Origin of the sequence: Pseudofrankia saprophytica (assembly GCF_000235425.2) — a bacterium.
GTDB classification, from domain to species: domain Bacteria; phylum Actinomycetota; class Actinomycetes; order Frankiales; family Frankiaceae; genus Pseudofrankia; species Pseudofrankia saprophytica.
This window is the reverse complement of sequence record NZ_KI912266.1, coordinates 6,315,849-6,337,250: the sequence shown is the minus strand read 5'-3', so window position 1 is coordinate 6,337,250 and position 21,402 is coordinate 6,315,849. Positions and strand designations below refer to the sequence as shown.

Here is a 21,402-nt window from a genome sequence, read left to right as displayed (position 1 = left end):
GTATCCAGGCGCGGTGGCGGTCCGCACGAGATAGGTCGCCGACGGCGACGATCGATCGGTACGGGGCAGCGAGGGCGGAAGGAAAGGCGCCTCGGGGCGGCGGCCAGAACCCGCCTGAGCCAGCCCACGTTCAGCCAGCCCACGCCAGTCGGCCTGCCTCAGGCGGGGACCTGGTCGTCGAGGTACCAGCCGTAGGGGCTGGGCTGGCTGGCGCTGGCGCGGCGGGGCTCGTACTGCTGGACGTAGAGCGTGGCGACCAGTTCGGCACGGGTGCGCACGCCGGTCTTGGCGAACACCGCCTTGAGGTGGTCCTGCGCGGTGAAGGGGGAGATACCTAGCGCGGTGGCCAGCTGCCGGGTGGATCTGCCCTGGGCGGCGAGCCCGATGACCTCGCGTTCGCGCGGCGTGAGGCCGTAGGCGCCGGCGATCACCTCGCTGACGACGACCGGGCGGGCGCCCTCGATGATGATGGCGATCATGGGCGAGTCGCCGCCGGGCATCGGCGAGCCGTGCAGCACGACCCAGCGGCAGTCGCGGGCCGGTAGCGCGGCGCGGGCGAGGCCGTTGCCGGTGGCGGCGGCGACGGCGATGGACCGCACGACGCTGGGCAGCCGGCCCCGGTCGTCCAGCGCGGCGAGCCAGGCGCGGCCGTCGTCGGTGACCGACTCGATCTCGCCGCGGGCGGTGACGAGCAGCAGGCCCGGCGGCCGTTCGAGGCCTCCCGGCGAGGCGAGTGCGGCGCGGAGCATGGTGAGGCGGAACAGGTCGGCGATGGCGGTCAGCGCGGCGCGGATGGTCGCCTCGTCCCGGTCGCTGAACGGCCGGCTGCTGCCCGTGCGGTAAAGCGTCAGCGTTCCCCAGGTCATGGTGCCCGACCGCAGGATCACCCGCATCTCGTCGACGCAGGACAGCGGTGACAGGAGCGATTCCCAGCGTTTCGCCCTGGTCAGGTCCCCGCCGGTCGTCTGGTGTAGCCGGCCGACGAGGCGGCCGTCGTTCGCCAGGTCGCGGTAGCCGTTGAGGTCGGTGCCGGTGAACTCCAGCTCGTAGAGGACATTCTCCCGGTCTCGTTCGTCGCCCGCTGGCTGCCCGCTGAGGAAACAGCTCGTCCACAGCATGGTGGCCGGGTCCACGGTCGAGATCGCGGCGATGTCGTACGGGACGCTCGTGCGTAGGAGGCGGTCCAGGCGGCCGCGCACGGCGGTGAGGTCGCCGCCCTCGGCCGCCAGCGCCCGGACACGCTCGCACAGGTTCACGAATTCCAGGATGACCACGCCGACCGGCCGGGCCAACCCCTGAAATCTGGGATAGGCGGGCGGCACGGCGATTCCTACCTTCGAGGCCATGACTGCTGACACCCTCGTCCGCGACGACCTGTTCACCCACATTCACAAGGCCCTGCGCCTGGGACTGTTCGAGCTCACCATCCAGGCTGGCCGCACCGACTGGGCGGACCCCGCCGAGGTGGCGGCCCTCGGCGAGAGGTGGTGGCCCCTGCTCGACCTGCTGCGCGCCCACACCGAGCACGAGGACCGCCACATCCTGCGCATCCTCGACGGCGTCGACCCGGAGACCACCGAACCGGCCGGCGAGCAGCACCGCGACCTCGACGACCTGCTCGACCACCTCGACGACAGGTTCATCGCCGTGATCGCCGCCCCCGACCCTTCGGCCGGGCTCGGCCTCTACCGGGACCTGACCCGTTTCGTCGCCAGCTACCTCCCCCACCTGCACGGCGAGGAGACCGTCGTCATGACGCGGGTCTGGGAACTGTGCAGCGACGAGGAGATCGCCCTGACCCGCGCCCGCTTCATGGCCGACACCACCCCGGATGTCATGGCCACGACCCTGCGGTACATGCTCCCCGCCCTGGACCGGCCCACCCGGCACGCCCTGGTCGCCCGCCTCGCCGCCACCGCGCCCCCGCCCGTCGTCGCGGGGCTCCTCCAGATCGCCGAACGCGTCCTGGACCCCGTCGCCCTCGCCGACGTGCGCGCGGTCGCCGCGGCTCCCGTCTCACCGATGCACGGCTGAGCCACAAGCGCCTGGCTCCTACCGGCCCGCGTCGAGTCACGCCCAGGGCTGGATCATGAGCGGGTGTCGGCGGCGCCGAAGACCCAGGGGGAGTTCTGGTCGATGAAGTCGGTCGGGAAGCCTGGCGAGAAGCCGGTGGCGTCATCGAGCCGGTCGACGAGGTCGGGTGACAGCGTGACGTCGAGGGCGCCGAGATTGTCGCGTAGTTGATCGACCCGCCGCGCGCCCAGAATGGGAAGGATCGCCACCGAGCGGCTTCTCGTCCAGGCGATCGCGACCTGCGATGGGGTGACGCCGAGTTCGTCGGCGATCGCGCGCACGGATCTCGCGACGGCGAGGTCCCGATCGGTCAGCGACTCGGCGCTCAGCCGCGTCCGGGTCAGGTCGCTCGCCTGGTCCGCGCCGCTCTCGGTCGGCGGGGGGCCGGACGGCGGCGGGCCGGGCAGTGGTGTGCTGGGCGGTGGGGTGTACTTCCCGGACAGGACGCCCCCGCCCAGCGGGCTCCAGACGGTCACTCCAAGGCCGAGGGATTCCGCCATGGGCAGCAGCTCCCGCTCGATGTCGCGGTTGAGCAGGCTGTACGGCACCTGTAGACCCACGAACTGGCTCCAGCCGCGCCAGTCGGCGATGGTGTTGGCGCGGGCGACGACCCAGGCGGGGGTGTCGGAGATGCCGATGTAGAGGATCTTGCCTGCGCGTACCGCGTCATCGAGGGCGCGCATCGTCTCCTCGATCGGCGTGGACCGGTCCCACATGTGGACCCAGTAGATGTCGATGTAGTCGGTGCGCAACCGCCGCAGGCTGATCTCGAGGGACGCGCGCAGGTTCTTGCGGGCGTTGCCCGCCGCGTTGGGGTCGGCGCGGTCGCGGGAAACGGTGTACTTGGTGCCCAGCACGAAGGACTCGCGGCGGCCGGTGAGCAGCGCGCCGAGGATCTCCTCGCTGGCGCCGTCGCGATAGTTGATCGCCGTGTCGATCGTGTTGCCGCCGGCGTCGGCGTACAGGTCGAGGATGCGGCGGCACTCTTCCGGCGGGGCGCCGACCCCGCCCTGCTCGCCGAAGGTCATCGCGCCGAGGATGAGGTCCGAGACCCGAAGCCCGCTGGTGCCCAGCGTCCTGTACCTCATGACGCGGCGGACCCGGCGATCACCCGGGCGAGCTCGCGCGCGATCTCGTCGTCGGGTACGTCCCGGAGGTGCGTGTCGAGCGCCCAGCGGTGACCGGAGGGATCGAGGAACTGCCCGGTGCGATCGCCCCAGATGGCGTCGTGCACCGGTTCGAAGGCCGTCGCTCCCGCCTCGACGGCGCGCTGAAAGGCCACGTCGACGTCGGGGACGGTGAGGTGCAGCGCCGCGGGAGTGCCCCCGAGGCTCTTCGGCGTGCGGATGCCGGCCTCGGGCATCTCCTCGGCGACCGCGAGCGTGGTGTCGCCAAGCCGCAGCTCGACGATGAGGGCTCGCCCGTCGGGCAATGCCAGCCGCCTGACCTCGTGCGCGCCCAGCACCTGGATGTACCACGCCGCGTCGGTGTCGGTATCAGTCACCACAAGATGTATCGCGATGGTGGTCATGCCGGGACAATACACCCCGTCTGGACTACCCGTCTGGTCGGCGAGATCGGTCTCTTCCGTCTGGCGCGGGCAGACATTTGGTCCCCGAACCAGTAACCCGGACCAGGTGTCCTACGGTGAGGGGATGACGCGATCCCACGCTGCGGCATCGGCGCGGCGCGCGGTGGGCGACCCGCCGCCCGCGGAGCTGAGGTCCCGTCTGCTCGCCGCGCTGGAGGGGCTGCTCGCGCACCGCAGGTTCGACGCGGTGAGCGTCGCCGACATCGTTCGTGCCGCGGGCGTGTCGAAGGCCAGTTTCTACTTCTATTTCGCCAGCAAACAGGCAGTGCTCGCCGAGCTGGTCCGTCAGGCGGTCCGCCGGGGGCACGAGGCGGCACACCCCTGGACGGACCCCGATGCGGACGGGCTTTCGGACCCGATGGAGGGGCTACGCCTCGGCATCACCGACGGTGCCCGGCTGTGGCGGGAGAACGCCGGCGTGCTGATGGCGATCGTCGACAGCTGGGGTTCCGACGACGAGCTGCGGGTCCTGTGGCTCGATCAGATGAACACCTTCACCGAGGCCACCGTCACCCGGATCGAGGCGGATCCCGCGGCGCTCCGGCACCTCGGTGGCGCGGACATCCGCGCCACCGCCGCGGGCCTCACCTGGCTCGGTGAACGGCTGTACTACCTCGCCGCCGCCGGCGTCGCGCCGTTCGACGACCCGGACGTCCTGATCGCCACGCTGATCAACGCCTGGACCACCACGTTGTACGGAAGGAGCGCGACTGGCACCGGGCAGGACCGGCCGGCCGGTGTCGCCGCGAGGGGAGACGATAGCGGCGCCGTAAAATGACCCTGGTGCCAACGCTGCTCGTCGTTCATCACACCCCGTCCCCGACGATGCAAGCCATGCTCGAGGCGGTGCTGTCAGGCGCCCGGGACGACGCCATTGAAGGTGTGGATATCGTCGTGCGGCCGGCGCTGGCCGCGACCGCCGTCGACGTGCTCGCCGCCGACGCTTACCTGCTCGGCACTCCCGCCAACATCGGTTACATGAGCGGCGCGCTCAAGCACTTCTTCGACACCGTGTACTACCCGGTCTTGGAAGCGACGGTCGGGCGGCCGTACGCGTTGTACGTCCACGGCGGCAGCGACACGACGGGCGCGGTGCGTTCGGTTGAGTCGATCGCGACCGGTCTGCGCTGGAAGCGCCTGCGCGATCCGGTCACCGTGATTGGCACCCCGGACACCGCGGCCCGCGAGGCCTGCTGGGAACTCGGCGCCACCATCGCCGCCAGCCTGATGCCGTAGGTCCCGGCTGTGCCAGCCCGTGAGGTGGCCTTTGGCCTGTCGCGCAGGCGTGGACCGCGTCAGGGGAGTGGGCGAGGGCCGTCGATCAGGGCCCGCACGGGGACGACGAGCGGACTGGTCAAGGGGTGGCGTGGGGTGGCTGTGTGTCCTCGGCGGCGAGGACGGTGGTTTCGGTGCCGTCGGCTCAGCGCCACGGCACGCGCCGGCCTGGTAGGTGCGCTCCGCCAATCCAGCGGTCGATGCGTTGAGCGTCACGTGGTCGGCCGCGCCGGCGAGCACTCGTGCGCCGTGCTCGCCGAACTCGTCCGCCAGGCGGTACCACCTTGCCGCCGCCGGTGTCCGCCGTTCGACGACGAGGCGGTCCTGATCGACCATCGCGGTGAGCGTGATGCCGTAGCCGATGCTCAACCTCCTGATCGCCAGGCCGTTTCGGTCTGATCGGCGCTGAGATTGGGGCGAGGAACGCGCGGAGAGCGTATCGGGCCTCCTCGGCTCGTTGGCGGTCTTCGTCCACCCGTACTAATGTGCGTGCCATCACTCTGGGTATATATGACGTCGCTTTCGGTTGGACGAGTCGGAGGAGGTTCGTCGCGGCGATCCATTCCGGCTGGCAGGACGATCCAGGCTGGCGTGGGCGGAAATGATCCCAGGCGGAGAGGGCGATGTCGCGCGCGGAGATCACTGGAGCAGCTGCGACGGAGTGCGACGCACCGAACTGCGGCGCGACCGTTTTCCGCCGAATAGTCTATGTGTGGGCGGCAGTCGCGCCCACAGTCATGCTCGCTTCCTTCATCCTTCCCCCGCGCGCCGCTGATCTGGTAGTCCGCGCCTGCGGCATGGCCGCTATTGCGTTCCAGGGTGGATGCGAGCTGTGGTCGGCACGGCGAGCGAAGGGCGGCGAGCGACGTTGGCGACTGCTCCTGCTCGCCGGATGGATCGCGGTGGCAGCCGGCCTGGTCATCACTTCCGTCAGGGCGTTGTTCTCGGGCCAGGAGCCGGTGCCACCCTTGTCGGGGACGGAGCCGGCGTATCTGGCGTTCATTCCAGCATCCGTTGTCGCGCTGCTGGCTTTTCCCACCGACCCACTCAGCCCAGAGGACGAGCCGGTGCGCGGAGCCGGTCAGGGCGGCACCCATTGGCGGACTGTCACCGTCATGGACGCGGTGCTCCTCGTCAGCTCGCTGAGCCTGCTCGGCTGGGTGGTCATCCTCCGGCCTCTGATGCGTGCGCGAGCACCCGCACCAGCCAGTCTCGCGATATTGTTGGCGTTCGGCCTCGGATGTCTCCTGCTACTGATCACCGTGCTGCTCGTGGCGGCGTTCCGGCGCCCCCGCCAGAAGAAGTCCTTCGCATTGCTCGGTGGTGGGCTGGCCTCCATCACCGTACTTCTGCACGTGTCGCTCTACTTCGTCGCGATCGGCCGACCGGAGCCCCTGCAACTCGAAGCCGCTAACGTCATTGGCACTGTGATGATCGGGCTTGCCTGCATCACGCCACCACGGTCATCGACTGGCTCTGTAGTTGCCGCTTCCCCCCTAAGCCTCGAATCCGCTTCTGACGGCAGGGCCTCGTGGCACGTCCGGTGGACTGGCTGGCGGGCCGGACCCGGCATAGGCTGGGTGAGGATATTCCTCCCGTACATTCCACTGTCCGCGCTGGGCGTGCTGGCGGGCCTTCAGATGTCAACCGAGGTGCGGGTCGAACCGATCGAAATATACGGCATCTTCGCGCTCGTTTTGCTGGTGCTGATCCGGCAGATGCTGACTTTGGCGGACAACCAGAAGCTGCTGGACAGGGTTCAGCAGAGCCGTCGCCAGCTGCGCCACCAGGCGCTCCATGACCCGCTGACCGGGCTGGCGAACCGCGTGCTGTTCGGTGACCGGGTGGAAGCCGCGGTCGCTCGGCGAGCCCGCGGCCGGCTGGCTCTGCTCTTCTGTGATCTCGATGACTTCAAGATTGTCAACGACACCTTGGGCCATCCGGCCGGGGACGAATTGCTGAGGATAACTGCTCGGCGGCTGCTTGGTTGCGTACCGCCCTCGGACACGGTCGCCCGTCTCGGTGGCGACGAGTTCGCGGTGCTTTTGGCGGACGATGCCGCGGACGCCGAGGCGGTCGGCAAGAGGGTGGGCGCGGTGGTCCGGGCACCGTGCTTTCTTGCCGGGCAGCCATGCGCCATTCACGTGAGCCTTGGCCTGACAGTCGCTGTGCCGGGATCCCCGATCAGTGCCGAGGACCTGGTCCAGCAGGCAGATCTCGCCATGTACGCGGCCAAGCAGCGGGGGAAAAACAGTCTGGTCGTCTACGATCCTGACATCTTCGCTCACGGCCGGTCGCCGACGGCGCAACTCGCGCTGTGCCAGTTGCTGCGGGGCGATCCCGCCGGCGGCGTCATCGATGTCCTCTATCAGCCGATCGTCGATCTGATCCACCATCACACGGTCGCGTTCCAGGCTTCAACGTGCTGGCACCATCCGACGTTCGGGTCGCTCACGGCAGAGCAGATGGTCGCGGTCGCGAGCGGGGAGGGGCTAAGAGCACAGCTCGAACGGTTGATCATCGGCCGCGCGTGCCATGATATCGGCCACTACCGGAGGCAGACAGGTCAGAATGTCACCGTCTGCGTCAGCGTTTCGGCGGCGAGGCCGCCTGGTGACTTACTGCTTGACGTCGAGGCGGCGCTGGCGGCCTCCCGCCTCCCCGCCCAGGCCTTGGTCCTCAAGGTTTTGGACATGGAGTGCCTCGACGAGGAGGTCGCGCGCAGCCTGCGGACATGCGTCGCCCGTGGCCTGCGCCTCGCGCTGAACGGCATCGCCAGGAACCAGAACACCTTTCTGGCGCTCGACGAGCTGCCGATCCAGATACTTATGTTCGACAGCTCCTTCGCCGGCGGCCTAACAGGCAGCGCCAACCGGGCCGACCTGCTCCGCCACGCACTGCTCACCCTCGCCAAGGACCTCGGTCTCACGGTCGTTGCCACCGGCGTCCAGAACCGAGAGCAGGCACGCACATTGGCCCGCCATGGTTGCCGCTTCGGACAAGGACAGTTCTTCGGACCGCCAGCCGCACTGCCTGGTCAGCCGCCGCCTCACCGCAATGGCGAGACCGACGGCCGGGCTGGTTACGGAAACAGGAACGGGAACCAGTGGTAAGGAGTCAAACTCGGCCAGTGGGGCCCCGCGGGTCGTACCTCAATCCGGACCGAACCGTCACCAAAAGTGATGTTCACCTGGCCAGGGCTCGGCGCGCTTCTTGGCGCGATGAGCGGGACGAGCACCAGCGCGCCGGTGACGCGTACCCAGCCTGTTTCAGGTCTCCGCCCGCTGGTACCACGCGGCCGTCTCGGCGAGAGCGCGGTCCAGCGGCGTCGGCCGCTGGCCGAAGCGGGTCTCGAAGGCCGACGAGTCCACGACGAAGTCGCGGTCGAACTCGTAGAGCATCTCCACCGTCTCCCGAGCGCCTGGGTTGACGGCACCGACGAGGCGCAACTGCCACGGCTTCACCGCGACGAAGGCGGGCGCCACACCTGCGGCGCGCGCGGTGGCCTCGACGAGGGCGAGCTGACTGATCGCCGGGGCGGTCGGCGCATGCCATGCTCGCCCCCAGGCCGCGGGATCCTCGGCCACGCGTACCGCCGCCTCGGCGAGGTCGGGCACATAGGTGATCGCGTGCCGTGCCCGCGGTGAGCCAAGGATCTGGGCTTTCCCACCGGAGACGAGCGGGGCGAAGAACCGTTCGCCGAACGCCGAGTCGCGCACCCCGGCGCCGAAGAAGTCGCTGGCCCGAACCGCCGCGACGCGGACCCGGCCGGACCGGTGAGCGTCGAGCAGCTCGGCCCACATGGCGGCGCGCACCGCGCCCTTCCGGGTGGTCGGTCTCATCGGAAGGTCCTCGGTCATGGGTACGGACACCGGCCCGTACCCGTAGAGGTTCTCGATCGCCACGAGTACCGCGCCACTCGCCTCGCAGGCCTGGACGACGGATCGCTGGATGGCCGGGAAGTCCTTCCCCCACCGGTGGTATGCCGGTTGGGCGCACTGGAAGACCACGGTGGCGCGGCCGACCGCGCCGCGAGCACCGTCGGGGTCGGCCACGTCGGCCTGGCAGGGCTGGGTCCCGTCGATCGTGGTCCCCGATCTGGTGACGACGCGCGGACGGATCCCGCGGGCCACGAGCGCGGCCGCGACCGACCGGCCGACGGGGCCCGCGCCCAGGACGACGGAGGCGTCGAGGAGGTGCACCTCTTCACCATCTCCAATCACCATTCGAAGTTCGAACACTGTATGGAGACAGTAGCCAAACATTGTTTGGCGAGTCAATGGCGTTCGAAAGATCAAGCTTGTTCGACTAGGCTCGACGGCGTGAGCACCTCCACGGAGTCCCGACGCGACCGGCAGCGCCGGGAGCTCGTCGCGGAGATCACCGCCGTCGCCCGCCGTCAGCTCGACGAAGGCGGTCCAGGCAACGTGTCGTGGCGGGGTGTCGCCCGCGAGGTCGGCATGAACCCGGCCTCGCTCTACACCTACTTCGGCAGCCTCGACGACCTGTTCACCGCGTTGATCACGGAGAGCTTCCGGAGTCTCGCCGACGCTGTCCGCCAGGCGTTCGACGACAGCGCGGGCGCCGAGTCCGTCGACCGGCTCCTCGCCTGCGTCCGGGCATACCGAGCCTGGGCTGTCGCCAACCCCCGGCAGTTCAACCTGATCTGGACCGACCAGCTGCCCGGATACGCGGCCCCGGCGGACGGACCCACCGTGACCGCAGAACAGACGGTCTATCGGCCGTTCCTGCTGGCGGTCGGGGAGGCGGAGGGACGCGGCGACCGGCTGGCGGAGTTCGCCACGCTGCCCACCGACGACCAGCACCGCCTGCTGGGCCTGTTCGGCACCCTGCACGGCCTGGTGTCACTCGAGATCAACAGCCACCTCGCGCCGTCGATGGTCGACGGGGAGGCGCTCCTCGTCGACCGGATGACCCACGCCCTGCGGCACGTTCACCCGCCCCGGGACGGGTCGCACGCCGACGCGGCGGAGACATGACGCCCACCCGCCGACGGCGGTGATCGGTCGAGGGCGCCGCCGCCCGAACCACCGACAGTCGGTGTCGGGCTCGCTACAGCGACGGGTCGTCCGCGCATGTGGTGGCGAGGATCCCGGTATGCGTCGTCCGTCGGCGAAAGCCGCCTCGCTGCTCGTCCTGGCCGCGACGGTCATTCAGCTCGCGATCGCCAGCGTGGCGACCGGCCTGCCACAGTTCGAGGGCAAGGGGTTCGGCGCCAGGTTGGTGTTCTACCCGATCCTGATGCTGCTGGTGCCGACCGTGTGGTGGCTGACGCAACGACGGCGACCCGCGCCGCACGATCCGCCCTGGACGGGATTCGCCCTGGTGATGGCACCCTTCCTCGTCGATGTCAGCGGCAACACGCTGAATCTCTACGACACCGTGGTGTGGTGGGACGACGCCAACCACTTCGTGAACTGGTTCCTGGTCTGCCTGGGGCTCGGCCTGGTACTCGGCGTCTGGTCGGTGCGGCCGGTCTGGGTGAGCGGGGTCGCGGTGGTCGGGGGCGGGGCACTGCTCGCCCTGGCCTGGGAGATCGGCGAATGGTGGACGTTCATCCGGCACGGCACCGAACTGGCCACCGCCTACGAGGACACCCTGGGCGACATGACCCTCGGGACCTGCGGCGCGTGCGTCGCATTCGTCGTCCTGCGGCTGTACGCGAACGCGACCGCGAAGGGGCTCGCCGCGACGTCGCCGGCCAGCCAAGTCCAGCGCGTGGGCCTCACCCCGGAGGAATCGAGTTGAGCAAGGCGACGATCGTGGTGGAGGGCTCTTTCCGGGAGGGATACGAGGCGCACTTCGCGGAGTACTCGAGGACCGTGCGCGCGTATCTCGACAAGAACCAGGGGACGGTCATCCGCCGCCAGCTCGTCAAGAGGGCGCTCTACGGCTCCCATGCTCCCGACCTGGTCATGGTGATCGACTTCCCGGCGGAGGAGCTGGCTGAAAGGCTGTTCTTCGAGCCGGAATACCTGGACATCATCCCCTTGCGGGACCGGATTTTCGCGGACTTCAGGATGTACCTGATGGAAGACGGCGAGATCTGACGGCGTCGAGGGCCAGCGCGAGCAGGCGGTCGGCCTGGTCGGCGTCGCCGGTGCGGGCGGTCGCCAGCGCGATGCCGACGACGAGCTGGACGAGGTCGTCGGGGCTCAGATCGGGCCGTATGGTGCCCGTCCGCTGGGCGCGGCCGAGGAGATCGGCCGCGGCGCGCGTGATGGCCTGATGGCAGTCGACGGGGACTGTCTCGGGTCCCTCGGCCATGAACGCGCCGGCGAGACCCTGGTTGACGCGGGCGTGGACGAGGAACAGGTGTAGCCAGGTCGCCAGTGCGTCGTCGGCGGAGCGGGTGGCAGACAGCTCGGCCGCCTGTCGGCACAGCGTCTCGATTCGGTCCGCGAGTACGGCACTCAACAGCGCGGCCCGCGTCGGAAAGTGCCGGTAGAGGGTTCCCTGCCCGACCCCTGACCGGCGGGCGATCTCGACGAGGGACGCGTCGGGTCCAGCCTCGTCGAAGGCCTCGCGCGCGGCCGCGACCAGGCGTTCCCGGTTACGCCGGGCATCGGTGCGCTGGACGCGTTCCATAGGGCCTCGTCCACCCATCGCCATCCCTCCCTCCTCTCCGCCCACCCGTATAGACATCCGGACAGGGTGTCCGTATCGTAGCGAACGGAAACGGACACCCTGTCCGGATCGGATGGGACTGATCGCGTGAGGACTGAAGGAGCGCCGTGACAGCGGACCCAGAACACGAGCTCGGCCACGTCGGCGTCTGGACGTTCGCGCTCGACGGCCAGCCCGCCAACCGTGTGCGGGAGGCCGCCGCCCAGATCGAGGAGCTGGGCTACGGCGCACTCTGGTACGGAGAGGCGTTCGGTCGCGACACGGTCGGCCAGGCGTGGCTGCTGCTGTCGGCCACCCGGCGCATCGCCGTCGCGTCCGGCATCGCGAACATCGCGTTCCGCGATCCGATCGCCCTGGCGACCGCGGCACGCGCGCTGGGCGAGGCGTTCCCAGGGCGCTACCTTCTCGGCCTTGGCGGGCACCGGGTCGACGACAGCATCCACAAGCTGGATGGCTATCCGCTGCCCGCGTTGGGGAAGGCGGTATCCACCATGGGCGCCTACCTCGCGGCCATGGACGCCGTACCGGCCCACAGCCCGTCACCGCGCCCGGCCGTGCGCCGGGTACTGGCCGCGCTCGGTCCGAAGATGCTGTCGCTGGCGGCCGAACGGACATGGGGGGCGCACCCGTACTTCGTGCCCGTCGAACACACTCGGCGGGCGCGCGAACTCATGGGCCCCGAGGCGTTTCTGGGCGTCGAGCAGGCCGTCGTCCTGGACACCGCCGCTGACCGGGCCCGTCAGGTCGCGACCGCGCACGTCGCCGGCTACGTCTCCATGGCGCCGCATCAGGAGGCGAGCATGCGGCGGCTGGGCTTCGGCGACGATGACCTCGTCGACGGGCCGAGCCGTCGGTTGGTCGACGCGATCGTCGCCTACGGCGACGTCGAGGTGATTCGTGACCGGGTACGCCAACACCTCGACGCGGGCGCGAACCACGTCTGTGTCCAGGTCCTCACCGCGGACCCGACCGCGCTGCCGGACCGCGAATGGCGCGAGCTTGCTCCGGCGCTGCGCGGTCTCATACCCACGCCATAGCTCCATAGCCCATAGCCATAGGGATCGTGAAACACCCGCTCAACGGTCGAAGTAGTCCCTCAGCCCCGAGAGCAGCCGGTCGACGTCGCCGTCGTCGTTGTACGGCGCCAGGCCTACTCGCAGGCCGCCGGTGTCCCCGAGGCCGAGCCGATGGGAGGCCTCGTAGGCGTAGAAGGAGCCGGCGGGGGCGTTGACCCCGCGCTCGCCGAGGAAGGCCCTGATGCTCTGCGGGTCGTGGCCCTCGAGGGTCGTCAGGAGGGTGGGCGTGCGGCGCGCCGCTCGTGACCAGAGCGTGGCCCCGGGCAACTCGCGCAGCCCCGCCTCGATCCGTTCGCGCAGGACGTCCTCGTGGGCCTGCAGCGCCGCCATCGACGCGACGAGCCTCGCCCGCCGGTCCGTGCCCGTGCCCGCGGCGACGGCTTCGGGCGCCAGGCCGGCGAGGAAGTCGACGGCCGCGGTCGTGCCGGCCATCAGCTCGTAGGGGAGGGTGCCGAGCTCGAACCGTTCGGGGACCGCGTCGGTCGCCGGCAGCAGCTTGTCGGGGGAGAGCTGCTCGAGGAGCTCGGGCCTGCCGTAGGTGACGCCGCAGTGGGGGCCGAGGAACTTGTAGGGGGAGCAGGCGTAGAAGTCCGCGCCGAGGGCCGGGACGTCGACTGCCGCGTGCGCCGCGTGGTGCACGCCGTCGACGTGCAGCCAGGCCCCGACGGAGTGGACCACCTGGCTGATCGCGGCGATGTCGGGCATGGTGCCGATCAGGTTGGAGGCCGCGGTGACCGCGACCAGTCGCGTGGAGGGGGAGAGGACGCGCTCGATGTCGTCCGGCGCGAGCTCGCCGGTCTCGGGGTCGAAGTCGGCGAAACGGACCGTCGCTCCAACCGCCCGCGCGGCGATCACCCAGGGCCGGACGTTGCTGTCATGGTCGAGCCGGGTGACAACCACCTCGTCGGCCGGACCCCACCGTTTCGCGATCGTGCGGGCGAGGTCCATCGTGTTCTGCGTCATGCTGCGGCCGAAGATCACGCCGTTCGGCTCGACACCGAGGAGGTCGGCGACGGCGGCGCGGCAGGCGACGACGGCCTCCTCGGCGTTGCGTTCGCCGAGCGTCACGGTGCCGCGGTTGGCCAGCGGACGGGTGAGCGTGTCATAGACCGCGTGCGCCACGACGTCGGGCGTCTGTGAGCCCCCGGGCCCGTCGAAGTGGGCGGCGCCGGCGGCGAGCGACGGGAAGTGACCGCGGATCGCGGCGACGTCGTAGGCGGTGGTGACGCCCGGGGCGGCGCGGGGCTCGGTCATCCCCCAAGCCTGCCAGCACCGTGCAGTGGTCCGCGTCGGCATGGGTCGCCGCCGCCAGGGGAAATTCCATTAACACCGTCGACATTGTGAAGTAGCTTCGCGTGGCCGCCCGGGATGCGGACCGGTAGCGGATTCCGAAGGGCGAGTACTCCGGCGCCGGCCAATCGGCCGCGCTCCGGTCCACCGCGCTCCGGCTTGCGCAGCGCGAAGGCGGTGGCACCCACTGGATGCCACCGCCTCAAACGTTTCTGCGGGAGCGCCGTCTACTAGGCCGCCGCCAGCTGCCGGCATGCGGCCGCGGAGCGGCGGCAGGCCTCCGCACAGGCCGCCATCTGGCGGTCGTCGGGCATCTTCGCGCACATGTCGGCGCACCGGGTGCACATGTCCGCGCACATGCGGCACATGTCCTTCATGCTGCCCGACTCCCGCATGATCATGTCGGCGCACATCCCGCAGGTGTCGCTGCAGTCCAAGAGCATCCGCATCAGCGCGGCGTCCATCATCGCCCCGCCCTGGCGCATGCAGTAATCCATGGTGCTACGACACGCCGAGCGGGCGTCGATGCATGCGTCAATGCATTCCTGCATCTCGGCGGTACGCGCGGAAATAGTGGCCACTGCACTTCTCCTTAGCGAGGGTGCGCCTGATGGAAGCTGCCAAAAACGCGATCGCGGCGCGCCGCCATGAATGGGCGCACGATTCGTCGCGTGAGGCAATCGCAGCGTAGCACCGTGTGAAAGTGCCGGCAACGCGCCGTAAGGAGATCGGGTTTCACCGTCGGGCCATTCTTGGTGCGGCCGGATTTGGGCGCGATTCCGATTTTCTGCCGCCGTGTGGTGCGACGCACCCGCCGCCGCCTTCGGCCCGTTGGATTGGGAAGTCACGGCCGCGGGCCTCCGCGATGGCCGGCGCCCGCGCGATGGCCGGCGCTCATGCGATGGCCGCCTTCCGCGAGGATCTGTGAGTACCGGACCGACTCGCGCCGCACTGCCCGGGAGCATGACGATCCGGGCGTGGGTTCGGCGGCCAGGCCGCAGCGGAGGGCGGACGAGCCTCGGCGGCGGAGCGCTGGTGGAGGAGACGGGCGCATGCGGGCGATCAGGTCCGAAGACATGACGAGGCGCGGCGAGTTGTGCCTGGTGGAACTGGCCCGTCGCGGGCCCGTCCCGGGCAGGAGCCTGCGGTGACCACGTGGGAGTTTCTCTGGTACATCCCCAACGAGGTCCAGCCCGGGCACCGCGGCGACGACGCCGTGACAGGTCACAACAGTCTCGACACGCTGACCGCTCAGGCCCTCGCGCTCGAGCGGCACGGGTGGCGGGGCGCCCTGCTCGGAACCGGCTGGGGCCGGCCGGACACCTTCACCGTCGCGACGGCCCTGGCGGCGAGGACGACCAGCTTCGAGCCGCTGATCGCCGTCCGCCCCGGCTACTGGAAGCCCGCGAACTTCGCCTCCGCCGCGGCCACCCTCGACCACCTCTCGGGTGGGCGGGTGCGGGTGAACATCGTCTCCGGCCAGGACGACCTCCGGGCGTATGGCGACGGCGAGGCGGATCCGGCCGAGCGCTACGCCCGGACCAGGGAGTTCATCCAACTGGTCCGCAGGCTGTGGACCGAACGGAAGGTCACCTACGACGGCGACTACTTCCAGGTGGCCGGCTCGACCGTGGTTCCCAGGATCTCGGCCCGCCCGGGCCGCCCCCACCCGAAGCTGTATGTCGGCGGGGCCTCGGAGGCGGCGGAGCGGGTCTCGGCCACCGAAGCGGATGTCCAGCTCTTCTGGGGAGAGCCGCTGGACGGCATCCAGGAGCGCGTCGCGCGCCTGCGGGCGCTGGGCGAGAAGCTGGGCCGAGAGCATCCCCCGCTGGAGTTCGGGCTGCGCATCACGACCTTCGTCCGGGACACCACGGAGCAGGCCTGGGCCGACGCCGAAGCGAAGGTCGCCGAGCTGGCGGCCCGCCAGCGTGGGCGTCCTGGCCGCGACGGCCACGCGGGCGCGGTGGGCCAGCGGCGGCTGCTCGACCTTCAGGCACGCGGAGAGGTCCTGGACGACAATCTCTACACCGCACCGGGCAAGGTCGGCGGAGAGGGCGCCGGCACCACCTGGCTGGTGGGCTCGGCGGCGGATGTCGCGAAGTCCCTGCGCAGGTACGGCGACCTGGGGATCACCCACTTCATCCTGTCGGACACGCCGTACCTGCCGGAGATCGAACGCCAGGGCAGCCAGTTGCTGCCGCTCCTCCAGACGCCCGGGTGACGGCCAGGCTTGTCGGCGGTCGTCGGGGTCGCCTGAACACCTTCCCGTTGGTGTGGTCCGCGACGTCGAGCGCGCGGGTCAGGCCGATGCGGCGGGGCGTTGGCGGCGGATGCTACGAGGCGCGTAGCATCGTCGCATGCTGTTTCGGGTGCCAGAGGTCGACGCGGCCGATGAGCGGGTGCTGGTCGACCTCGAACGGTTCCGCGGCGAGCTGCGCCACCAGGTCGCCGAGCCGCGCCGTTGGCTGGGGCAGCTGCGGCGCAGCCTGATCGCGGGCGCCATCAGGGGGTCGAACACGATCGAGGGCTACACCGTCGACGCGGCGGACGCTGAGGCGGTCGTGGCCGGCGAGGAGATGCCGACGGCACACGACGCGCAGACCCGCGCGGCGGTCACCGGTTACGCGGACGCGTTGACTTATGTGCTCCAGGCCGCCCGGTTCGAGGTCTTCGCCTTTCACCCGATGCTCCTGTCGGCACTGCACTTCATGATGCTTCGTAATGATCTCGAAAGGTCGCCTGGCCGGTACAGACTTGGGCCGATCTGGGTGTCCGGTGCGCCGGACAATCCCCCGGTCTACACCGGGCCGGACGCCGAGCGGGTACCTGACCTCATGGACGAGCTGTGTGGCTGGCTCCAGGGCGGAGACCTCGATGCCCCCGTCGTCGTCCGGGCCGCAATGGCCCATCTGAACCTTGTCAGCATCCATCCCTGGCGGGACGGGAACGGGCGGATGGCCCGCTGCCTGCACACGCTGGTGCTCGCCCGGCAGCTGATCATCGCGCCGGAGTTCTCCAGCATCGAGGAATGGCTTGGATCGTCCCCTCACAACACCGCGATGTATTACGCGGCGCTTGGCGAGGCGCAGGGTGGGAGCTTCCAGCCGGAGCGCGACGCGCACGGCTGGCTGCGCTTCTGCCTGCGCGCCCACCACCTGCAGGCGCAGGTAGTCCAGCGCCGTCTCGACATCGCGGCCGAAGTCTGGCGGGTTCTGGCGGACCAGGCCGCGGCTGCCGGGCTCTCCGAGCGCACCGTAGCTGCCCTGTACGCGGCGACCCGTCCAGAGGGGGTGCGTCGTGCCACCTACATGCGGGACGAGGATCTGACCCGTGACCAGGCGATCCGCGACCTGCAGGGGCTCAAAGCAGCCGGTCTGATTGAGGAGGCTGGCCACGGCCGCACCCAGCGCTACCTCGCCACTGGCTCCGCGGCCCATGCCGAACGCTCCGTCCGCGCCGCGATCATCGCCAAGCCACTCCGCGACCCCTACAGCGCCTGATGATTCCCCCGTAGTGGTGCCGGCAATTGTTGTCTCAGCCGGCGAGCAGCGGATGGGTACCTTCGCGCATCTCTAGATATGTGCGCCCAGAACCGTCCGCGCGGCCAGGTGTGACTGCCGCGCGAGACTTCCCCTCCGTGGATCCGCCGACCCCCGAGCCGAGCGACGGCAGCTCCGCCAAACCGGTGGCCGACCCCTACGCCTCCGTCGGGCAGTTGTTCGGCGAGCACCGCCCCGGGCTGTTGCGACTCGCGGTCGTGCTGCTCGGCGATCAGCGCACAGCCGAGGACGTCGTCCAGGAGGCGTTCGTCGGGCTGATGCGGCACTGGTCGCGGCTGCGCGACCCGGAAAGCGCACATGCCTACGTCCGGGCCGCCGTCCTCAACGGCGCCCGCGGCGTGCTGCGCCGCCGGGCTGTGCTGGGCCGGCTCGGCGTCCGCCACGATCCTCCGATCTGGTCGGCCGAGTCGGCCGCGATGTTCCGGGAGGACCGTCGCGAGGTGATGGCCGCGTTGCGCCGCCTCGCGCCGCGGCGCCAGCAGGTCCTCGTGCTGCGCTACTACCTGGACCTTTCCGACGGCGAGATCGCCGACATGCTCGGTATCACGCCCGCGACCGTCCGCTCCACCGCGACCCGCGCGCTGCGCGCGCTGGCCCGCCAGCTCGGGGAGGGGGCGCAATGACCGCCCTCGAGGACCGACTGCGCGACGCGACCTCCGCGGCGGCGGAGCTGGTGACCACGACGTCCGTACCCGCGGCGTGGCGCGTGACCGAACCCGTCGCGATGTCGCCTGCGGGCCTCGCCCGGCAGCGCTGGTATGAACGCGGCGTCCCTCGGGGCGACGTCCCTCAGGGCGGCGCGTCGCGGGGCGGCGCACAGCGGGGCGGCGAGGCGCGCCGTCGCGCCCGCTGGCTTGTGCCGGCGCTGATCGCCGTCGTCGTCCTGCTCGTCGTCGGCGGCACGGTTCTGCTTCCCCGCGTGGTGCGGCAGCCGGACCGGACGCCGGCCACGACGGGTGCCCCGGCCGTCTCGCCGGCCCGCTACTTCGTCACGAACATGGGTGGGGCCGGCACGGGCTATATGGAGATCGCGGTCCGCGACGCGTTGACCGGGGAGGTCACCGACTCGGTGCCACCGCCCGGCGGGACCGAGTTCTCCGCCGTCTCCGCGACGGCCGACCCGCGGGTCTTCTACGTCACGGGCAACGCCGGCCTCGTCGCGGCCAGGGCCTACCGGCTCACGATCGACGCCGCCGGGAAGGTCGTCTCGCTGAGCGAGGTGAACACCGGCTCGCAGCCGTGGAGTGGCGGCTCGTTCGCCGCGTCCTCGGACGGGAGGCGGCTCGCGTACCCGGCCCCGTCCCCCGTCACGAACGGCAAACTTCCGCCGGCGGGGATCGATGTGGTGGACGTGCGGACCGGGCACGCCACGCACTTCACGGCGGACCGGCCCGGCGGTACGACGGACCTGAGCTGGTCGACAGACGGGCGCTACCTCGCCTTCCAGTTCAGCGACATGGGATACAAGCAACCAGCCGACAAGGCCGGACTGTGGCTCCTCGACACCACGGGACCCGGCGGTGACCTGCTCGCGAACGCGCGGCGCGTCGTCAGCTGGCGGGCGGGCGGCAACGGCTACGCCTCGTCGATCCTCAGCGGCGACGGCGAGACGATCTACGCCATCGACGCCCAGCAGCGCGCTGACGGCACCCCGGTCACCCGCGTCATCGAGCTGGACGCCGCCACCGGCAAGCAGCTCCGGATCCTGTTCGAGCGGCCATACGTCAACCACGGCAACACCGTCTGGACCTTCTTCGAGATGGCGCTTGACCCGAGCAGCCGTCTGCTGATGGTCGTCGACGGAGCCGGCGGCGCCTACCGCGTCGACATCGCGACCACCCATGCCACCCGCATTCCGTTCCCGCGGGGCACGATGCCGAACTCGATCGCGTGGTGACCCGACCCATGGCCGCCCTCGAGGACCGCCTGCGCGACGCGACCGCCGCGACAGCCGACCTGGTGACGACCGATCCGGCACCCGGAAGGGCGCCGGTATCGCCCGCCAGCCTGGCTCGGCGGGGTCGGTATCGGAACTGGTACCGGCGGAGCGAGCCGCGCGCGGGCCGGGCGCGGCGTCTCGTGCCTGTGCTGGTCGGCGTCGTCGTCCTGCTCCTGGTCGGCGTCTCGGCGATCGTGCTGCCCCAGGCACTCCGTAAACCGGGCGACCCCTGGGCGGCGGCCGTCGCCGAGGCCGGATTCCCGGCTCGTTACTTCCTCACGAACATCGCCGACGGGCAGTACCAGGAGATCGCCGTGCGGGACGCGCTGACCGGCGCCGTCACCGCGAGCGTCCAGCCGCGGTCGGGGGAGTTCTTCACGGCGGTCGAGGCGACGGGCGATCCGCGCGTGTTCCACGCCTTCGCCTACGACCATGCCACGCCCAGAGGGTTCGCGTACCGGTTGACGATCGACGCGGCGGGCCACGAGGTCTCGCTGGTCCGGGACGGCACCATCAAGCCGATCTTCGGCTGGGGGACGGACGGGCCCCTGCCACCGCAGCTGCCGCCGAACACCTCGCCTCCGACGCGTCTGCAGCTGGACACCATGATCACCCCGCTTCTTGGTGTCGGCGGCACCCGGGTCTACGTCATCGCCGCCCAGCAACGTTCCGACGGGACCCCGGTGACCCGCGTCGTCGAGCTGGACGCGGCCACCGGGCGTCAGCTACGGGTTCTGTTCGAGGAGCCGAAGGAGAACCGAGGCAACGACCTCTGGACGTTCACCGAGATGGCCCTCGACCCGGCCGGCAAGCTCCTGATGGTCATCGACGGCGGCGGCGCCGCCTACCGCATCGACATCGCCACCGCGAGGGCCACCCGCCTGCCGTTCCTGCGCGGCACCAACCCCAACTCCATCGCCTGGTAGCTTCGCCGGATCGCGGAGGGAGAGAGGACCAGTTCTGCCGACCTGGCGACAACGCGCTAGGCGTCAGCCTCCGCCCTCTCCCCTCCGCGATGGTCGAGGGCCCACTGGTTGAACGCGAGCAGCTGCTCGTGCAGCGAGGTTCCGCGGTCGGTGAGGGAGTACTCCACCCGGGCGGCGCGGCCATCGAGGGTCGTGCGGCGAACGTATCCCTCGGCTTCCAGGACGCGCAGGGTTCTGGTCAGGACGCGGCGGCTGATCGTTTCGATGGCGCGGTCGAGCTCGTTGAAGCCATAGGGATGGTCGGCCAACAGTCCGATGACCACCGGGCTCCACTTGTTGCCGACGCGGTGCAGCACGCCGGTCACCGGGCATTCCCGGCGTTGCTGCTCGGTCACGACCACTGCCACGGCGGTCCTCCGACCCATGCGGTTCTGGGAGCCACACGTGTCCAGTTGCTTCTGCCACGACCCACGGCAAGCCGCCGAGACCCGTCAGCGGGTCCTCGGCCGCGCCGCCGACACGGACGCCCTGGTCGTCCCCGCCCATTTCGCTGGGGAACGGGCCCTGCGCATCCGCCGCGACGGCAGCCGGTTCACGCCCCGCTAGAGCCGCCAGCCCTCAGCCCAACCCGACCGTCGAGAAGCGTGTCGTCGTGCCTCCGGCGGGCCGACAACAGGTCGTCGAGGTTGTCCCGGGCCCAGTTCCGGGCCGCTTCGACCAGCTGCAGAAGCGACCGGCCGAGTGCGGTCAGCTGGTACTCCACCCGGGGCGGGTTCTCGTCGAAGGCGCTTCTACTCACCAGGCCATCACGCTCCATCGCGCGAAGGGTGTCGGTTAGGACCTTCGCGCTCACCGACCCGAGGTTCTGCTTTAGCTCGGTGAATCTCCGTGGTCGGGCCTCGAGGCACAGGATGACCATCGCGGTCCACTTGTCGCCGATCTGTACCGGGAAGGCACTCATCGGGCACGCCGGGTCGAATGTCGGGGCGTCGGCCGTCTTCTCCACTCCGTCCACTCCGCCAAC

At 70.3% G+C, this 21,402-nt stretch carries 23 protein-coding genes; 14 read left to right on the top strand and 9 right to left on the bottom strand.

What is annotated here, in order from left to right; genetic code table 11:
* Positions 1 to 158: 158 nt before the first annotated feature.
* The gene (locus tag FRCN3DRAFT_RS46465; protein ID WP_035925252.1) at positions 159 to 1,346 is read right to left on the bottom strand and encodes a helix-turn-helix transcriptional regulator; all 1,188 of its coding nucleotides are present in this window, start codon (positions 1,344 to 1,346) and stop codon (positions 159 to 161) included.
* Between FRCN3DRAFT_RS46465 and FRCN3DRAFT_RS49875 the strand changes: the two genes are divergently transcribed.
* Positions 1,345 to 2,034, top strand: coding sequence for a hemerythrin domain-containing protein (locus tag FRCN3DRAFT_RS49875; RefSeq protein WP_007509312.1), 690 nt, complete (start codon positions 1,345 to 1,347; stop codon positions 2,032 to 2,034). The genes FRCN3DRAFT_RS46465 and FRCN3DRAFT_RS49875 overlap by 2 nt on opposite strands.
* Before the next feature lie 53 nt (positions 2,035 to 2,087).
* Here the strand turns inward: FRCN3DRAFT_RS49875 and FRCN3DRAFT_RS0226870 are convergent, their stop codons facing one another.
* A complete protein-coding gene (locus tag FRCN3DRAFT_RS0226870; protein ID WP_007509314.1) occupies positions 2,088 to 3,161 on the bottom strand; it encodes an aldo/keto reductase in 1,074 nt (357 codons plus the stop codon).
* Positions 3,158 to 3,604: a VOC family protein gene (locus tag FRCN3DRAFT_RS46455; protein ID WP_007509315.1), complete on the bottom strand. Its 447-nt coding sequence runs from the start codon at positions 3,602 to 3,604 to the stop codon at positions 3,158 to 3,160. The genes FRCN3DRAFT_RS0226870 and FRCN3DRAFT_RS46455 overlap by 4 nt, the downstream gene beginning before the upstream one ends.
* A 124-nt stretch (positions 3,605 to 3,728) precedes the next feature.
* On the opposite strand from FRCN3DRAFT_RS46455, the gene FRCN3DRAFT_RS57230 reads away from it, so the two are divergent.
* The 3 genes from FRCN3DRAFT_RS57230 (at position 3,729) to FRCN3DRAFT_RS0226850 (ending at position 8,052) form a co-directional block, all read left to right on the top strand.
* Positions 3,729 to 4,442, top strand: a complete 714-nt coding sequence (locus FRCN3DRAFT_RS57230; RefSeq protein WP_106410280.1) for a TetR/AcrR family transcriptional regulator — start codon at positions 3,729 to 3,731, stop codon at positions 4,440 to 4,442.
* Positions 4,439 to 4,900 carry a flavodoxin family protein gene (locus FRCN3DRAFT_RS0226855; RefSeq protein WP_007509319.1) on the top strand — a complete coding sequence of 154 codons (462 nt, stop codon included), beginning with the start codon at positions 4,439 to 4,441 and terminating at the stop codon, positions 4,898 to 4,900. The genes FRCN3DRAFT_RS57230 and FRCN3DRAFT_RS0226855 overlap by 4 nt, the downstream gene beginning before the upstream one ends.
* Positions 4,901 to 5,562: 662 nt before the next feature.
* On the top strand, positions 5,563 to 8,052 hold the full coding sequence (locus tag FRCN3DRAFT_RS0226850) for a diguanylate cyclase domain-containing protein (RefSeq protein WP_007509320.1): 2,490 nt from the start codon (positions 5,563 to 5,565) through the stop codon (positions 8,050 to 8,052).
* 156 nt (positions 8,053 to 8,208) lie between these two features.
* Here FRCN3DRAFT_RS0226850 and FRCN3DRAFT_RS0226845 read toward each other — a convergent pair whose 3' ends face one another.
* Positions 8,209 to 9,165 carry an NAD-dependent epimerase/dehydratase family protein gene (locus tag FRCN3DRAFT_RS0226845; protein WP_051466378.1) on the bottom strand — a complete coding sequence of 319 codons (957 nt, stop codon included), beginning with the start codon at positions 9,163 to 9,165 and terminating at the stop codon, positions 8,209 to 8,211.
* Between the two features lie 96 nt (positions 9,166 to 9,261).
* Here FRCN3DRAFT_RS0226845 and FRCN3DRAFT_RS0226840 point away from each other — a divergent pair, with 96 nt between their 5' ends.
* From FRCN3DRAFT_RS0226840 to FRCN3DRAFT_RS54350, 3 genes are all read left to right on the top strand, one after another.
* On the top strand, positions 9,262 to 9,939 hold the full coding sequence (locus tag FRCN3DRAFT_RS0226840; RefSeq protein WP_007509324.1) for a TetR/AcrR family transcriptional regulator: 678 nt from the start codon (positions 9,262 to 9,264) through the stop codon (positions 9,937 to 9,939).
* Positions 9,940 to 10,057: 118 nt separating this feature from the next.
* The gene (locus FRCN3DRAFT_RS0226835; RefSeq protein WP_007509326.1) at positions 10,058 to 10,708 is read left to right on the top strand and encodes a DUF2238 domain-containing protein; all 651 of its coding nucleotides are present in this window, start codon (positions 10,058 to 10,060) and stop codon (positions 10,706 to 10,708) included.
* Entirely contained in the window at positions 10,705 to 11,010 is a 306-nt protein-coding gene (locus tag FRCN3DRAFT_RS54350; protein ID WP_007509328.1) for a DUF1330 domain-containing protein, read from the top strand. Before FRCN3DRAFT_RS0226835 ends, FRCN3DRAFT_RS54350 begins: the two co-directional genes overlap by 4 nt.
* Here the strand turns inward: FRCN3DRAFT_RS54350 and FRCN3DRAFT_RS0226825 are convergent.
* A complete protein-coding gene (locus tag FRCN3DRAFT_RS0226825) occupies positions 10,976 to 11,548 on the bottom strand; it encodes a TetR/AcrR family transcriptional regulator (RefSeq protein ID WP_232794163.1) in 573 nt (190 codons plus the stop codon). The two genes, FRCN3DRAFT_RS54350 and FRCN3DRAFT_RS0226825, sit on opposite strands and share 35 nt — an antisense overlap.
* Positions 11,549 to 11,694: 146 nt before the next feature.
* Between FRCN3DRAFT_RS0226825 and FRCN3DRAFT_RS0226820 the strand changes: the two genes are divergently transcribed.
* Positions 11,695 to 12,624 carry a TIGR03620 family F420-dependent LLM class oxidoreductase gene (locus tag FRCN3DRAFT_RS0226820; protein WP_007509332.1) on the top strand — a complete coding sequence of 310 codons (930 nt, stop codon included), beginning with the start codon at positions 11,695 to 11,697 and terminating at the stop codon, positions 12,622 to 12,624.
* 39 nt (positions 12,625 to 12,663) lie between these two features.
* Here the strand turns inward: FRCN3DRAFT_RS0226820 and FRCN3DRAFT_RS0226815 are convergent, their stop codons facing one another.
* Together FRCN3DRAFT_RS0226815 and FRCN3DRAFT_RS0226810 are read right to left on the bottom strand one after the other, a co-directional pair.
* Positions 12,664 to 13,917: a cysteine desulfurase-like protein gene (locus tag FRCN3DRAFT_RS0226815; RefSeq protein WP_007509334.1), complete on the bottom strand. Its 1,254-nt coding sequence runs from the start codon at positions 13,915 to 13,917 to the stop codon at positions 12,664 to 12,666.
* A 266-nt stretch (positions 13,918 to 14,183) separates the two neighbouring features.
* The gene (locus FRCN3DRAFT_RS0226810; RefSeq protein ID WP_007509335.1) at positions 14,184 to 14,534 is read right to left on the bottom strand and encodes a four-helix bundle copper-binding protein; all 351 of its coding nucleotides are present in this window, start codon (positions 14,532 to 14,534) and stop codon (positions 14,184 to 14,186) included.
* 566 nt (positions 14,535 to 15,100) lie between these two features.
* Here FRCN3DRAFT_RS0226810 and FRCN3DRAFT_RS0226800 point away from each other — a divergent pair.
* The 5 genes from FRCN3DRAFT_RS0226800 to FRCN3DRAFT_RS0226780 all read left to right on the top strand — a co-directional run bounded on the left by FRCN3DRAFT_RS0226800 (position 15,101) and on the right by FRCN3DRAFT_RS0226780 (position 20,378).
* Positions 15,101 to 16,174, top strand: coding sequence for an LLM class flavin-dependent oxidoreductase (locus tag FRCN3DRAFT_RS0226800; protein WP_007509338.1), 1,074 nt, complete (start codon positions 15,101 to 15,103; stop codon positions 16,172 to 16,174).
* Between the two features lie 136 nt (positions 16,175 to 16,310).
* On the top strand, positions 16,311 to 17,453 hold the full coding sequence (locus FRCN3DRAFT_RS0226795) for a Fic family protein (RefSeq protein ID WP_007509340.1): 1,143 nt from the start codon (positions 16,311 to 16,313) through the stop codon (positions 17,451 to 17,453).
* Positions 17,454 to 17,590: 137 nt separating this feature from the next.
* The gene (locus FRCN3DRAFT_RS0226790; protein WP_007509341.1) at positions 17,591 to 18,136 is read left to right on the top strand and encodes an RNA polymerase sigma factor; all 546 of its coding nucleotides are present in this window, start codon (positions 17,591 to 17,593) and stop codon (positions 18,134 to 18,136) included.
* Positions 18,133 to 19,410 carry a TolB-like translocation protein gene (locus tag FRCN3DRAFT_RS0226785; protein WP_007509343.1) on the top strand — a complete coding sequence of 426 codons (1,278 nt, stop codon included), beginning with the start codon at positions 18,133 to 18,135 and terminating at the stop codon, positions 19,408 to 19,410. Before FRCN3DRAFT_RS0226790 ends, FRCN3DRAFT_RS0226785 begins: the two co-directional genes overlap by 4 nt.
* Positions 19,407 to 20,378: a hypothetical protein gene (locus FRCN3DRAFT_RS0226780; RefSeq protein ID WP_131803377.1), complete on the top strand. Its 972-nt coding sequence runs from the start codon at positions 19,407 to 19,409 to the stop codon at positions 20,376 to 20,378. The genes FRCN3DRAFT_RS0226785 and FRCN3DRAFT_RS0226780 overlap by 4 nt, the downstream gene beginning before the upstream one ends.
* 56 nt (positions 20,379 to 20,434) lie before the next feature.
* Here the strand turns inward: FRCN3DRAFT_RS0226780 and FRCN3DRAFT_RS0226775 are convergent, their stop codons facing one another.
* The gene (locus tag FRCN3DRAFT_RS0226775; protein ID WP_007509346.1) at positions 20,435 to 20,785 is read right to left on the bottom strand and encodes a winged helix-turn-helix transcriptional regulator; all 351 of its coding nucleotides are present in this window, start codon (positions 20,783 to 20,785) and stop codon (positions 20,435 to 20,437) included.
* 37 nt (positions 20,786 to 20,822) lie between these two features.
* Here FRCN3DRAFT_RS0226775 and FRCN3DRAFT_RS0226770 point away from each other — a divergent pair, with 37 nt between their 5' ends.
* Positions 20,823 to 20,984, top strand: a complete 162-nt coding sequence (locus FRCN3DRAFT_RS0226770) for a hypothetical protein (RefSeq protein WP_157845265.1) — start codon at positions 20,823 to 20,825, stop codon at positions 20,982 to 20,984.
* Here FRCN3DRAFT_RS0226770 and FRCN3DRAFT_RS0226765 read toward each other — a convergent pair.
* Positions 20,971 to 21,393, bottom strand: coding sequence for a winged helix-turn-helix transcriptional regulator (locus FRCN3DRAFT_RS0226765; RefSeq protein ID WP_232794162.1), 423 nt, complete (start codon positions 21,391 to 21,393; stop codon positions 20,971 to 20,973). The genes FRCN3DRAFT_RS0226770 and FRCN3DRAFT_RS0226765 overlap by 14 nt on opposite strands.
* Positions 21,394 to 21,402 lie beyond the last annotated feature (9 nt).